This is a genomic window from Aromatoleum toluclasticum ATCC 700605, assembly GCF_000378245.1.
Classification (GTDB): domain Bacteria; phylum Pseudomonadota; class Gammaproteobacteria; order Burkholderiales; family Rhodocyclaceae; genus Aromatoleum; species Aromatoleum toluclasticum.
Map to the genome: position 1 here is coordinate 77,010 of NZ_KB899507.1, position 12,887 is coordinate 89,896.

Here is a 12,887-nt window from a genome sequence, read left to right on the forward strand (position 1 = left end):
CACTCCGTCATGCCTTCGCGGCCTTGATGAGTTCGGGGAGGATCTCCAGGCAGTCGCCCACCACGCCGTAATGCGCGTAGCGGAAGATCGACGCGTCTGCATCCTTGTTGATTGCGACGATGGTCTTCGCAGCGGAGCAGCCGGCCATATGCTGACTGGCGCCGGAGATGCCTACCGCGACGTACAGCGACGGGCGGGTGATCTTGCCGGTGAGGCCGACCTGGTGCGATGAGTCGATCCAACCGTCGTCGACAATCGCCCGCGAACCTCCCCACATGCCTCCGAGCGCCGCGGCCATGTCCTTGACCATCTCGAAGTTCTCCTTGCTGCCCAGACCCCGACCACCCGACACAATGATCGGGGCATCTTCGAGGCGCGCTTCGGCGACCTGCGGCGCGGAGATCACCTCGAAGCGCTCGGCGATAGCGCCCGCGTCGAGCGCGACCGCGTGCTGGACGACGGTCGTGGGCGCGGCGGCGGGCGCCGCGACGATAGAGGTGGTCGTCACCGACAGCACCGCGACCGCCGCCGTCACCTCATAGACGGCATGCGTATCGCCACCGAAAGCCGTTGCCGTCACGTGCAGGCTGCTGCCGGCCGGCTCCGCGTCGAACACGTTGGCGACCACGGGCACGCCGAGACGGCCTGCGAGGCGCGCCGCAATGACGCGCGATTCGGCACCCTGGTTGAACAGCACGGCGCGCGGCGTGGTGCTGCCGCAGTAGGCGGCGAGGGTTGCGACCAGCGCATCCGGCCCGGAAGCCGAAGCGGCGGCTCCCTCGATGCGGTCGATGCGGTTCACGCCGTAACGGGCGGCCACTTCGGCCGCCGCGCGCGCGGCATCGCCGAGCACCAGCCAGCGAAATTCCACCCCGGTCGAGCCAGCCAGCTTGCGTGCGAGGGTCAGCGCCTCTTCGGTACCACCGTCGATGGCATCACCCCAGGAACACAGCACAACGGCCATAGCGAGTACTCCTTGTTCAGTGCGACGAATTGAACTAGCGGGCATCCGGCAGAGCCGACGTATTTACGTGCGGACGCTTATGGCGTTTTCTCGGCACAGCCCCGGATCCCGATACCTGAATCCAGTCTAATTGCCCATACTTTTTCGCACTGCGCCGCCTCGAATCAGAAGGGGACTTTGCCAATTCATTTCCGGCCAGCCAAAAACCCTTGTCCAGCAAGGCATTGGCCGACACAAGAATGGGCTTCTGCGTTACTGCTGGCGCGGACATGGCCTTATCTGACATTCCTGCGGCCACTTCGGAACTGCCGCCGGACAACACCGCGGAAGATCGGAATCTAGAATCGGCTCAACGATTCGCGGCATGGCGGCAATTGCCGATTTGCCAACCGTCTTGATTAATTCCTGATGCGGGGACAGACATGGATTTTGAGTTTTCCGAAAATGAATGCGAATTCCTGCGTGAAGTCGATCAATTCCTGAAGGAAAACCATGACCCGAAAGTCATGGACGTCACCCGCGAAAACATGGCGCAGGTGTGCGATACGCCGGAGCGCCGCGCCTTCATGAAGAAGGTCGCCGAAAAGGGCTGGCTCGGCATCACCTGGCCGAAGGAATATGGCGGCCAGGAAGGCGCCGGTTTCTACGAGTACCTGCTCAACGAAAAACTTTCTTCGGTGGGCGCGCCGCAGATCGGCAAGGGCGTGGGCATCATCGGCAAGACGCTCATTAATGTCGGCTCGGAAAAGCTCAAGCGCGAATTCCTGCCGCAGATCCTCGACGCGAAGATCGAATTCGCCGTCGGCTATTCGGAACCGTCGGCCGGCTCGGACGCCGCGGCGATGCGCCTGAAGGCCGAGCGCAAAGGCGACGGCTGGCTGCTCAACGGGCAGAAGGTGTTCACCACCTCCGCGCACTTCGCCGACTGGTACTGGGTCGGCGCGCGGACCGATCCGGACGCGCCCAAGCACCACGGGATCAGCCTCTTCCTCGTGCGCATGGACGACCCGGGCCTGACCATCCACCCGATGTACACGATGGGCAACGAGCGCACCAACGCGGTGTTCTTCGACAACGTGTTCGTGCATGACGACTATCGCGTCGGCGAGCTCAACAAGGGCTTCCAGTACATCGCCGAGGCGCTCGACATCGAACGATTCAGCATGTTCACCTTCGCGCCGATCCGCGGGCGGATGCAGGTTTTGGCCGACTACGTGAAGACGGCGAAGCGGGACGGCAGGCCGCTGAAAGACGACGCGGTGGTGCGCCACAAGATCGCCGAATTGGCCACCGAGTGCGAGGTTGCACGCGTGCTCGGCGTGAAGTTCGTCGATGCCGCGATCAACAGCAACAAGACGCCGACTGTCGAGGCCTCGGAATACAAGCTGTACGCGACCGAACTGTCGCGGCGCCTCGCCGATGCGACGATGGATATCGTCGGGCCTGGCGGCCAGCTCGCGCTGCACACCGAGGACGCGCCACTCAGGGGCCGCGGCGAGAGCTGCTACACGTACACGGTGATCGATACCATCGGCGGCGGCTCCTCGCAAGTGCAGCGCAACATCATCGCCAAGCGCAAGCTCGACCTGCCCAAGAACTTCTGACGGGGCCCCGGCGATGAATTTCCTCGACGGCTACACCGTTCTCGATCTGGCGAGCGTCGGCCCGGCAGCGCGTGCGTCGCGCATCCTGGCGGACTTCGGCACGCGCATCATCAAGGTCGCGCCGGTTGCGGCCAAGGGCGCGAAGCAGGTCGAGCCCGTCTTCCATGCGTACGGCGCGGGGCGCGGCACGCAAAAGATCCGCCTCGACCTCAAGTCCGATGCCGGACGGGACACCTTGCTGCGTCTGGCCGAGCGGGCGGACGTCGTGATCGAAAGCTACCGCCCCGGCGTCGCGGCCAGGCTCGGCGTGGGTTATGCCGAGATCGCCGCGCGCAATCCGAAGATCATCTACTGTTCGACCAGCGGCTACGGCCAGGACGGCCCCTGTGCGCAATGGGTCGGCCACGACATCAACTATCTCGCGATGTCCGGCTTCCTCGCCTGCAGCGGCCGCGACGCGGAAGGCCGCCCTGCCCTGCCCGGCGCAACGCTCGCCGACGGCGCGGGCGGCGGCATGCACGCCGCCCAGTCCATCCTTGCGGCGCTGCTGCGCCGGGAGCGTACCGGCGAAGGCGCCTGTCTCGACGTGGCGATCACCGACGGCGTGCTGAACCTGATGTCGCTGTACCTCGACCAGTATCTCGCCACGGGTGAAGACACCAGCCCCGGATCGGGCGTACTGACCGGAAAATATGCCTGGTACGGCGTGTATACCGCGGGCGACGGGCGGCACATCGCCGTCGGCGCGATCGAAGGGCATTTCTTCCGCAACCTGTGCCGGCTGCTGGAGCTCGAAGCCTTCGCCGACCACCAGTACGACGACGCGCAGCAGGACGCGATGCGCGCGGCCTTCGCGGCGCGCTTCCTGACGCGCAGCCGGGACGAATGGGTCGCGCTGCTGGCCGGGGCAGACACTTGCGTCGCGCCGGTGCTGGCGATCCCGGAGGTGGCCGCGCATCAGCAGTTCCGCGAGCGCCAGGCCTTCATGACGGCGGAGCATCCGCGCCGCGGCGCCTTCGAACAGCTCGCGCCGGTGTTCGCGGGCGGCGACCGCAAGCAGCCGGTTCATCACGTCGCACCCGCCGGCCATACCGACACCGACGCGATTCTCGCCGAAGCGGGCTTCCCCGCCAGCCAGATCGCCGAGCTGCGCGCAGCGGGGTGCATTGAATGAGCGCGCGCGACTCACAAACCGGTAGCAATGCCACCGACCTGCCCATCGAAGCACAGCGGATGATCGACACGCCGCTCTACGAAGAGCCCGGAGAGTTCCCGATCGAACTGGGCTACGTCTACAACACCTGCGCGGCGGTGCAGAACGGCAATCCGATCTTCTGGGATCCGGCCGTCGCCGAGGCGATCACCGGGGGCGCGATCGCGCCGCCGACGATGATGTCCGTGTGGTTCCGCCCGCATTACTGGGCGCCGGGAGCCACGGGCGAGCGCAAGGCGCTGCAGACCCATTTCGACCTCAAGCAGATCCTCGACCTGCCCGAAGCGGTCGTCGCCAGCAACGAAGCGGTGTTCGGCGAGCCTGTCCGCCCGGGCGATCGGCTGACGACGCGCCAGATCGTGCGCAGCATCGGACCACTCAAACAGACGAAGCTGGGCACCGGCCGATTCTGGACAATCGACGTCGAAACCACCAACCAGCACGGTGAATGGGTCGGCACCGAGATCTACACCATGCTGGGCTACCGGAGGCCGGAGCAATGAGCGCGACCGACGTGAGCGGCATCACTGCTGCGGACATCGCCGAAGGCCAGGAACTGCCCGCACTGCGCCATCCCGTGAGCGCCACGACGATCGTGCTCGGCGCGCTGGCGAGCCGCGACTGGCGGCCGATGCACCATGACAAGGACTTCGCGGTCGAGCGCAACGGCGTGAAGAACATCTTCATCAACACACCCAACAACGCCGCCTGGTTCGAACGCTACATCACCGACTGGACCGGCCCCAAAGGCCGCCTCGGGCGCCTGCGCTTCGAGATGAAGAAATCCGTCTTCCCCGGCGACGAGATGTGCTTTTCCGGGGTCGTGCGCAAGCTGGCCCGCGATTCCGCGGGCTGCGACTGGGCCGACCTTGAGCTGACGATTTCGGTCGACGGCGAAGTGCGCACCACCGGCCGCGCGCGCGTTGCCATCCCCGCCGACCCCGCCGACAACCCCTGGACCCGCAAGGGCGAGCGCTGGCTGCCTTGAGGCACCTGCGCGCAATGCCCGCCACCCTTTCGAGAGGCTGCCAATGGACCTGAAATTCACCGACGAGCAGAACATGCTCCGCGACATGACCCGCAACCTGTGCGCCGACTTCAGCGGCACGGATGTGGTGCGCAAGATGGAAAACGACCCGCTCGGCGTCCCCGCCGACCTGTGGCAGCAGATGCGCGAGACGGGTCTGCTCGGCATGGCGATCCGGGAGGAGGACGGCGGAATGGGCCTGAACATGCTCGACTGCGCGGTGATCTACGAGCAGCTCGGGCGCCACCTCGCGCCCGGACCCTACTTCCCCAGCACTGTGATGGTGGCCGGGGCGCTGCGTCACGCGGGCGAGGCCGCCGACCGGCGCACGCTGCTCGGCGCGATCGCGGCCGGCGACACGGTCGTGGTGCCGGCGTGGCTGGAACCGGACGGCGGCTTCGGCCCTGCCGGGGTGCAGCTGCGCGCCACGCGGCGCGGCGACGACTATGTCCTCTCCGGCACCAAGCGGCACGTCTTTCACGCCGCCGCTGCGCAACAGCTCCTCGTGCTGGCGCGCACGGGCGAAGCCGCCGACGCGATCGACCTCTTCCTCGTCGATACGAAGGCGCCCGGCGTCACGCTGACGCAGCAGCATTCGATGGCCTCCGACACCCAGTACCGCGTTGATTTCGACAATGTCCGCGTGAGCGCGGACAGGCACGTCGGCGCCGAAGGGCGCGGCTGGCAGGCGTGGGAAGCCGCGATGTACGAGGGAATCATCCTGCTCGCGGCGTGGGCTGCAGGCGGCGCCGAGCGCGCGCTCGAAATCACCGTCCAGTATTCCAAGGAACGCGAGCAGTTCGGCAAGCCGATCGGCGCCTTCCAGTCGCTCGCGCACTACATGGCCGACGCGAGCGCAGTGGTCGACGGCGCGAAGATGCTGGTGCTGGAAGCCGCCTGGGCGCACGCCGCGGGCAAGGACGTGAAGCGCCTCGCGGCGATGGCCAAGCTCTTCGCCTGCCGCGCGTTCCGCGAGGTCACGCACATGGCGCAGCAGGTGCACGGCGGCATGGGCTTCACGCTCGACTACGACATCCAGCTCTTCTACCGGCGCGCCAAGCAGCTGCAGATGAACTGGTGGGACTCGTCCTACCTCGAGGAACTGATCGCGGCGGACATCCTCGACGGCGACGCCGGACGGACCATCCCCGATCCCTTCACCGCCTGATCCGCTTACGACCGCCCGCCCGACCGAGGAATCCTCATGGCACGCCCGAATCCGCATTACGGAACCGGCACCTTCCGCCGTCGCCTCCGCGTAAGCGCTGCACCGCGCGAGGTCGCCGTCGAGCTGGAGGACTGCAACCACGGCTTCCGTCTGCGCCTGTGGCACGACGGCGAGCGCGTCACGACCGTCGAGGTGCAGCCGATGCGCATCCCGTTCAACACCTGCGCCGAGGCGGTCCGCCCCTTGCAGCGCGCCATCGGCCATCGCCTGGACGAGGACGAAGCGACGTTGCGCAGCCGCCTCGTCCCGGGCGACAACTGCACGCACATGCACGACATGACGATCCTCGCCGTCGCGCATGCCGCGGCACACCGCGGCGAGGAACGCACGACGCGGCTGTACGACATGGCGGTGGACGACGAGCACGACGGCATCACCCGGGCGCGCATCGCCTGCGACGGCGTCCCGGTTCATGAATGGGACATCGCCACTCCGCTCTCGCACACCCTCACGGCGCCGGCCGAATTTGCAGGCAAACCGGTGATGCGCGGCTTCCACGCATGGGCGTCGCAGGCCTTCGAAGGCATGCCGCGCGAGGCGGCCATTGCACTGCAGCGCGCCTATTTCGTCGCTCAGGCGCGGCGCCACAGTTTCGAGCCGATTGCCCAGCATCCGGGCATCTCCGACGGCATGCCGCAAGGCGCCTGCTACTCGTACAACACGGGTGCCGTCGAACGGGCGCTCCGCAGTCCGGGCACGGTGCGCGACTTCACGCACACGCCGGAACGCCTGCTGAAGTTCCTGCCCTGAACCTCGTGGAGCCGCAATGACCCCCACTATTTCGGCCGCTCCGCGCGGCGCACTGGCAGGAATCCGCGTCATCGACTTCGGTCAGATGGTCTCTGCGCCCTACTGTGCGAAGCTCTTCAGCGATTACGGGGCCGACGTCATCAAGGTCGAGCTGCCCGAGGGGGATGCCGCGCGTGCTGCCGGGCCGTTCCCGCGCGACGTGCCGCACCCGGAGAAGAGCGGGCTGTACTTCTTCCACAACACCAACAAGCGCGGCATCACCTGCGACGTCGCACACCCCGAAGGCCGTCGCCTGTTCCTCCGCCTCCTTGAGCGCAGCGACGTGCTGATCGAGAACAACCTGCCGCAGCGCATGCGCGCGTGGGGGCTCGATTACGCGACGCTTGCAGAGATCAACCCTGACCTGGTGGTGATCTCCATCACCCCCTTCGGGCAGACCGGCCCTTACAGCGGCTGGAACGGCTACGACCTGAACGCCTTCCACCTGTCGGGCGCGAGTTCGCGCTATTGCGGCCGTCCGGGCGAAACGCCGCTCGAACACGGCACCTTCGCCGCGGACTACTTCGGTGCGGTCACGGCCGCCGCGTGGGGACTGGCAGCCGTATATGGGCGCGAGCTCGCCGGCGGCGGCCAGCAGGTCGACGTGTCCTGCGCCGAGGCGATCGCCGCGGCCTTCGTCGGCGGACAGAACATCGGCTGCTACGCGCAGGAAGGCCGCTTCGACAAGCGCACCGGTGTCGGCATGCCGCTCGGCGCACCGGCCACGATCCTGCCCTGTCGCGACGGCCACGTCTGGATGCTGGCGCTCGAACCCGGCCAGTGGAACGGCTTGCGCAAAGTCATGGACGACCCGGACTGGGCCAGCCTGGAGATGTTCCAGGACATGTACTCGCGCGCGCAGAACGCCGACGTCATCTACGGGTTCATCCGCGAGTGGACGATGCAGCACGGCAAGATGGAAATCATGGAGAAGTGCCAGGCCGCGGGCTGCCCGGTGACAGCCGTGTTCACCATCGCCGAGGCGGCCGCGCAGCCGCACCTGCAAGCGCGCGAATACTTCGTCGACATGGAACATCCGCAACTCGGCCGGCTGAAGAACCTGGGTGCCCCCTTCAAGCTGCCGGCCTGCCCCGGGGGACCCGAACGTCCCGCCCCCCTGCTCGGCCAGCACAACGCCGAGGTGTACCGCGAACTGCTGGACCTGAGCGCGGCGGACGTGCGCCGGCTCGCGCAATGCAACGTGATCTGAAGGGGGAATTGCGCATGGCCAACCAACTGCCGTTGAAGGGTGTCCGGGTCGTCAATTTCGGCTGGGTGTGGGCGGGGCCGGTGGTGGGGCAGACGCTCGGTTTTCTCGGCGCCGAAGTGCTGAAGATCGAATCCGCAGCGCGCGTCGACATGACCCGTAACCTGCCGCCCTTCGCCGACGGCATCCCCGGCCCCGACCGCAGCCTGTCGAATCACGCCTGCTGGGCCGGCAATGGCTCGGTGTCGCTCAACCTCAAGGAGCCCGAAGCGCTGGAACTGGCGCTGCGGCTGATCGCGACCGCCGATGTGGTGGTCGAGAATTTCGGCCCTGGCGTCATGGAGCGCCTCGGGCTCGGTTACGAACGCCTGCGCGAGGTGAAGGAGGACATCATCCTGTTCTCGATGCCCGCGGCGGGGCTCTACGGTCCGCTCGAGCATGTCCGCACCTACGGCCTGAGCCTCACCTCGCTGACGGGCCTCGACAGCCTCGTCGGCTACAAGGGCGGCGAACCGGTTCCGGTGGAGAACGCCTTCTCCGACCCCTACGCCGGCATCTTCGGCGCCTTCGCCGTGCTCGCCGCGCTCAACCACCGCCGCAACACCGGCATCGGCCAGCACGTCGACTTCTCGCAGCAGGAGGCGGTGATGCAGATGGTGGCGCCGGCGTGGATGGACTACGCGCTGAACGGGCGCAGCGGCGGGCCGAAGAGCAACGAACACCCTACCGCCGCCGCGGCGCCGCATGGCGTCTTCCCCTGCCGCGGCGACGACCGCTGGATCAGTATCGCCGTCTGTCGGGACGAGGAGTGGCAAGGCCTTGTCGCCGCGATGGACAACCCGGACTGGGCCGCGACGCCCGCCTTCGCGACGCTCCCGGCGCGGGTGGCCGCGATCGACCAGCTGCATGAACACATCGCGCAGTGGACGCACGAGTTCGACGACCGCGAGCTCGCTGCGCGCCTGCAGGAGCACGGCGTCGCCGCTGCGCCCGTACTGAACGTCGGCGACCTGCTGCATGACCCTCACTACTGCGCCCGCGACACCTTCGTCGAGGTCACCCACCCGCTGGGCTTCCGCGAAACGATCTACGGCGCCTACGTGAAGACCAGCCGCACCCGTCCCGACATCCGCCCCGGCCCCGTCGTCGGACAGGACAACGAGCGGGTGTTCAGGACGCTCCTTGGCATTCCGGAAGCGGAATACGAGCGCCTGAAGCGCGACCGGATCATCTACTGACAAACACCGGCCCGCAGGCACCCGCCGCCCGGCCCATACATCGGAGACATGTCATGAAGTTCGCCCTCGCAACGCCTGCGCTGAACAACTACCCCGCCGCCATGGCCCCGTGGGAGCCGCGTGCCGGCGGGCCCGAAATCCTGCGCTACGCGCGGAAGGCCGACTCCCTGAGCTGGGACTGGCTGACGATTCCCGAGCACATCGTGATGCCCACCGACATGAAGGAGGTGATGGGTTCGCGCTTCGCCGAGGGCATCGCCGCCTCCGCCGTGCTGATGGGCGCGACCGAGCGCATCCACATGCTGACCTACATCCTGGCGCTGCCCTACCGCCATCCGTTGGTGCTCGCCAAGCAGATCGGCACGATGGAATTCCTTGCGGGAGGGCGCTTCACGCTCGGCACCGCGGTCGGCCATCTGGAACGCGAGTTCGAGACGCTGGGCATCCCCTTCGAGCAGCGCGGGCCGATGACCGACGAATACCTCAAGGCCCTCAAGGAAGCGTGGACCTCGGAGCACCCGAAATTCCACGGCGATTTCGTCAAGTTCGACAACATCCTCGTCGAACCCAAGCCCGTGCAGAAACCGCACCCGCCGATTTTCGTCGGCGGCAATTCGCCGGCCGCGATGCGCCGCGCCGCCGTGCACGGCGACGGCTGGATTCCCTGGCTCGTCACGGCCGAAGACCTCCCGGGCTGCATCGCCTACATGAAGAGCTTGCCGGCCTACGAAGAGAAGGCCGACCGCTTCGAGATCCTCGTCACCACCACTGCTTACAAGGTCGAGGACTTCTCGCACGCAGAGAAAGGCGAGACGGAGGTTTCCAGCGACCGCGACAGCGTGCTGCGCGACCTCGAGGCGCTGCAGAAGGCCGGTGCCACCTCCGTCCAGGTCATGCCGCCGAAGCTCGAAACCTTCGAGCAGTGCCTTGACTGGATCGAGTGGTACGACCAGGAAATCATCCCGCAATTCCGTTGATCCGCCCCCTCCACACGGAGACTGCCCATGCAGGACACCTACCGCTTCCTGACGACCCGTATTGAAGAAAATGTCGGGATCATCACTCTCAACCGCCCCGAGAAGCTCAACGCGCTGAGCTGGGAACTGGCCGAGGAACTGGCCACCGTCTTCTACCGCTGGCGCAACGTCGATGAAGTCCGCGCCATCGTGCTGACCGGCGCCGGCCGCGCCTTCTGCGCCGGGGGTGATATCGACTGGATCTCCGGCGACAGCGACCGGCCGATGCCGGGCACCTCCGACGTGTCGCGCCCGATTCCGCGCTCGCAGCGCAAGACGCCCGGCGGACCCTTCATGGACGCGACCCGGCAGATGATCGCCGTCGACAAACCCATCGTCGCCGCCCTGCATGGGCACGCAGTCGGCGCCGGGCTCGCCTACGCCATGGTGTGCGACCGGCGCTTCGCGGACACGACACTCAAGATGTCGGCGATCTTCACCAACGTGGGTGTCGCACCGGACTGCGGCCTGTCGTGGTTCCTGCCGCGCGTCGTCGGCCTGCCCACCGCGTTGATGATGGTCGAGACCGGACGCGTCTTCCGCGCCGACGATTGCAAGGCCATGGGTCTGGTCGACGAACTGGTGCCGGAAGGCGAAAGCTTCGCGGCCGCCTTCGAATATGCCAAGACCCTGGCCCAGCGCGCGAGTGTCGCCGTCGACATGGCCCGCCGCATGATCTACATGGGCCAGACCGCCACGCTCGAACAGATGCTCGACTACGAAGGTATCGCTGGCGTCATCGTCGCCTCGTCGCTCGACGCAAAGGAAGGCACCCAGTCCTTCCTGGAGAAGCGCAAGCCCGTGTACCACGGAATCTGACGCACTCGGCCGAGCGCGGCAAAGACCGCGCCGCGCCCCTCTCATCGCCAACCCCGGCAAGGAAGCGCCTGCGCACCGGCACGCAGTGGTGTGTCGGTGCGCCCCATGACATGGAGTTGAGATGAGCCGATTCACCTTTGCGGCGGTCGCCGCGCTGATCGTGTCGTCCGCCGCCTTCGCCGCGGCCCCGTCCCGCGTCGACAGCACCGCCGAGCAGCTCAAGGCCCTTCAGGCAGAAGTGCGAGCGCTGAAGGACATCGAGGAAATCCGCCTGCTCAAGCACGCCTATTTCCGCGGCATCGACAGCGCCGACCTCGATCTGCTGCGCAGCATCATGCACCCCGATGTCACCGTGCATTTCATCGGCGGCGGCTACGAATGGAAGCTCGCCGGCCGCGAGCAGTACCTCGAGGCGATCGGCAACAACTTCAACAGCGAAGTCATCGCGCAGCACAACGGCCACCACCCCGAAATCCGCCTGCTCAGCCCGACCGAAGCCGAAGGCACCTGGTACCTGCACGACAACTTCTACAACCTGCGCGAGCGCCTCTACACCACCGGCACCGCCTTCTACCACGACCGTTACGTGAAGGTTGACGGCAAGTGGCTGCTGCGCAGCACCCAATACAAGCGCCACTACGAGATCGTCGAGAAGCTCGACACGCTGCCCAACATCACCGTCGACTACCTCGCCGAGCACGGCCGCAAGGTCGAGCGCCACTGCCACGGCGACGGCCTGTGCCGCGGCGGACAGGAGACACCGGTCAGCTCCGCGGCCGCCGGCACGCCCACCGCCGCGTCCGCTGCGCAATAACCCGTCTTGGTGATGCGGGCATTGTCCCGCGCGCTTAGATTCGTCTCCACCGACTCCCCAGCCCCCACCGAGGTCCGCGCCATGAAACCGGCCGCGTTCGAATACCACGCTCCCACCACGCTCGCAGAAGCGGTGGGACTCCTCGCGCGCCTTGAAGACGAAGGCTGCGACGCCAAGATCCTGGCCGGCGGCCAGAGTCTGATGCCTATGCTGGCGATGCGCGTGGCCCGTCCCGACGCCCTCGTCGACCTCGGTCGCGTGCCCGGTCTCGCCGGCATCCGCCTGCACGACGGCCACATCGCGATCGGCGCCATGGCGAGCAAACGCGCGGCCGAATTGTCCGAGCTCGTACGCGACAAGCAACCTCTCTTCCATGCCGCCACGCGTCTCGTCGGCCATCAGCAGATCCGCAATCGCGGCTCGGTGGGAGGTTCGTTCGCCCACGCCGATCCGGCCTCCGAGTACCCCGCCGTCGCACTGGTGCTCGACATGGAGATGGTGGCTACCGGCCCGGACGGAGAACGCGTGATCCCCGCCGCGGAGTTTTTCGTCACCTACATGACTACCGCACTCGAACCGGGCGAGATCCTCACCGAGCTGCGGATGCCCGTCCTGCCTGCCCGCGCCGGCTGGGCAATCCGCGAAGTCTCCCGTCGCAGCGGCGACCTCGCACTGGCGGGCGTCGCGCTGACGCTGCGCCTCGACGCGGGCCGGTGTACCGACGTGCGCATCGCCGCGTTCGGCGTCGGCGCCACCGCCATACGCCTGACGGCGGCCGAGGACGCCCTGAACGGGGCCGCCCCGAGCGCCGACAGATTCGCCCGCGCGGGAGCCATCGCTGCCGCTTCGCTTGCCGAGCCGATGAGTTGCATCCACGCGACCGCGGACTACCGACGCCACCTTGTCCGCACCCTGCTCGAACGCTCGCTTGCCGATGCGGCCGCGCGCGCGGGCTGACGCACCCTCAA

The 12,887-nt window shown here is 67.1% G+C and carries 13 protein-coding genes; 12 read left to right on the forward strand and 1 reads right to left on the reverse strand.

What is annotated here, in order from left to right:
• Positions 1 to 7 precede the first annotated feature (7 nt).
• Positions 8 to 964: an electron transfer flavoprotein subunit alpha/FixB family protein gene (locus F464_RS0122425; protein ID WP_018992106.1), complete on the reverse strand. Its 957-nt coding sequence runs from the start codon at positions 962 to 964 to the stop codon at positions 8 to 10.
• Positions 965 to 1,386: 422 nt separating this feature from the next.
• On the opposite strand from F464_RS0122425, the gene F464_RS0122430 reads away from it, so the two are divergent.
• The 12 genes from F464_RS0122430 to F464_RS0122485 all read left to right on the forward strand — a co-directional run bounded on the left by F464_RS0122430 (position 1,387) and on the right by F464_RS0122485 (position 12,876).
• On the forward strand, positions 1,387 to 2,568 hold the full coding sequence (locus tag F464_RS0122430) for an acyl-CoA dehydrogenase family protein (RefSeq protein WP_018992107.1): 1,182 nt from the start codon (positions 1,387 to 1,389) through the stop codon (positions 2,566 to 2,568).
• Positions 2,569 to 2,581: 13 nt separating this feature from the next.
• Positions 2,582 to 3,742: a CaiB/BaiF CoA transferase family protein gene (locus tag F464_RS0122435; protein WP_018992108.1), complete on the forward strand. Its 1,161-nt coding sequence runs from the start codon at positions 2,582 to 2,584 to the stop codon at positions 3,740 to 3,742.
• Positions 3,739 to 4,284: an FAS1-like dehydratase domain-containing protein gene (locus F464_RS0122440; protein WP_018992109.1), complete on the forward strand. Its 546-nt coding sequence runs from the start codon at positions 3,739 to 3,741 to the stop codon at positions 4,282 to 4,284. Before F464_RS0122435 ends, F464_RS0122440 begins: the two co-directional genes overlap by 4 nt.
• A complete protein-coding gene (locus F464_RS0122445; protein ID WP_018992110.1) occupies positions 4,281 to 4,769 on the forward strand; it encodes a hotdog family protein in 489 nt (162 codons plus the stop codon). The genes F464_RS0122440 and F464_RS0122445 overlap by 4 nt, the downstream gene beginning before the upstream one ends.
• 43 nt (positions 4,770 to 4,812) lie before the next feature.
• Positions 4,813 to 5,976 (forward strand): acyl-CoA dehydrogenase family protein, encoded by a 1,164-nt coding sequence (locus F464_RS0122450; RefSeq protein WP_018992111.1) that lies wholly within the window; start codon positions 4,813 to 4,815, stop codon positions 5,974 to 5,976.
• Positions 5,977 to 6,012: 36 nt separating this feature from the next.
• Positions 6,013 to 6,786, forward strand: coding sequence for a DUF2889 domain-containing protein (locus F464_RS0122455; RefSeq protein WP_018992112.1), 774 nt, complete (start codon positions 6,013 to 6,015; stop codon positions 6,784 to 6,786).
• Positions 6,787 to 6,802: 16 nt separating this feature from the next.
• Entirely contained in the window at positions 6,803 to 8,035 is a 1,233-nt protein-coding gene (locus F464_RS0122460) for a CaiB/BaiF CoA transferase family protein (RefSeq protein WP_018992113.1), read from the forward strand.
• 14 nt (positions 8,036 to 8,049) lie between these two features.
• Positions 8,050 to 9,270 (forward strand): CaiB/BaiF CoA transferase family protein, encoded by a 1,221-nt coding sequence (locus tag F464_RS0122465; RefSeq protein ID WP_018992114.1) that lies wholly within the window; start codon positions 8,050 to 8,052, stop codon positions 9,268 to 9,270.
• 53 nt (positions 9,271 to 9,323) lie between these two features.
• On the forward strand, positions 9,324 to 10,247 hold the full coding sequence (locus F464_RS29315) for a TIGR03619 family F420-dependent LLM class oxidoreductase (protein ID WP_018992115.1): 924 nt from the start codon (positions 9,324 to 9,326) through the stop codon (positions 10,245 to 10,247).
• A 27-nt stretch (positions 10,248 to 10,274) separates the two neighbouring features.
• The gene (locus F464_RS30060) at positions 10,275 to 11,105 is read left to right on the forward strand and encodes an enoyl-CoA hydratase/isomerase family protein (protein ID WP_018992116.1); all 831 of its coding nucleotides are present in this window, start codon (positions 10,275 to 10,277) and stop codon (positions 11,103 to 11,105) included.
• Positions 11,106 to 11,226: 121 nt separating this feature from the next.
• The gene (locus F464_RS29325; protein WP_018992117.1) at positions 11,227 to 11,919 is read left to right on the forward strand and encodes a nuclear transport factor 2 family protein; all 693 of its coding nucleotides are present in this window, start codon (positions 11,227 to 11,229) and stop codon (positions 11,917 to 11,919) included.
• A gap of 81 nt (positions 11,920 to 12,000) precedes the next feature.
• Entirely contained in the window at positions 12,001 to 12,876 is an 876-nt protein-coding gene (locus F464_RS0122485) for an FAD binding domain-containing protein (RefSeq protein ID WP_018992118.1), read from the forward strand.
• The last annotated feature ends 11 nt before the right edge of the window (positions 12,877 to 12,887 follow it).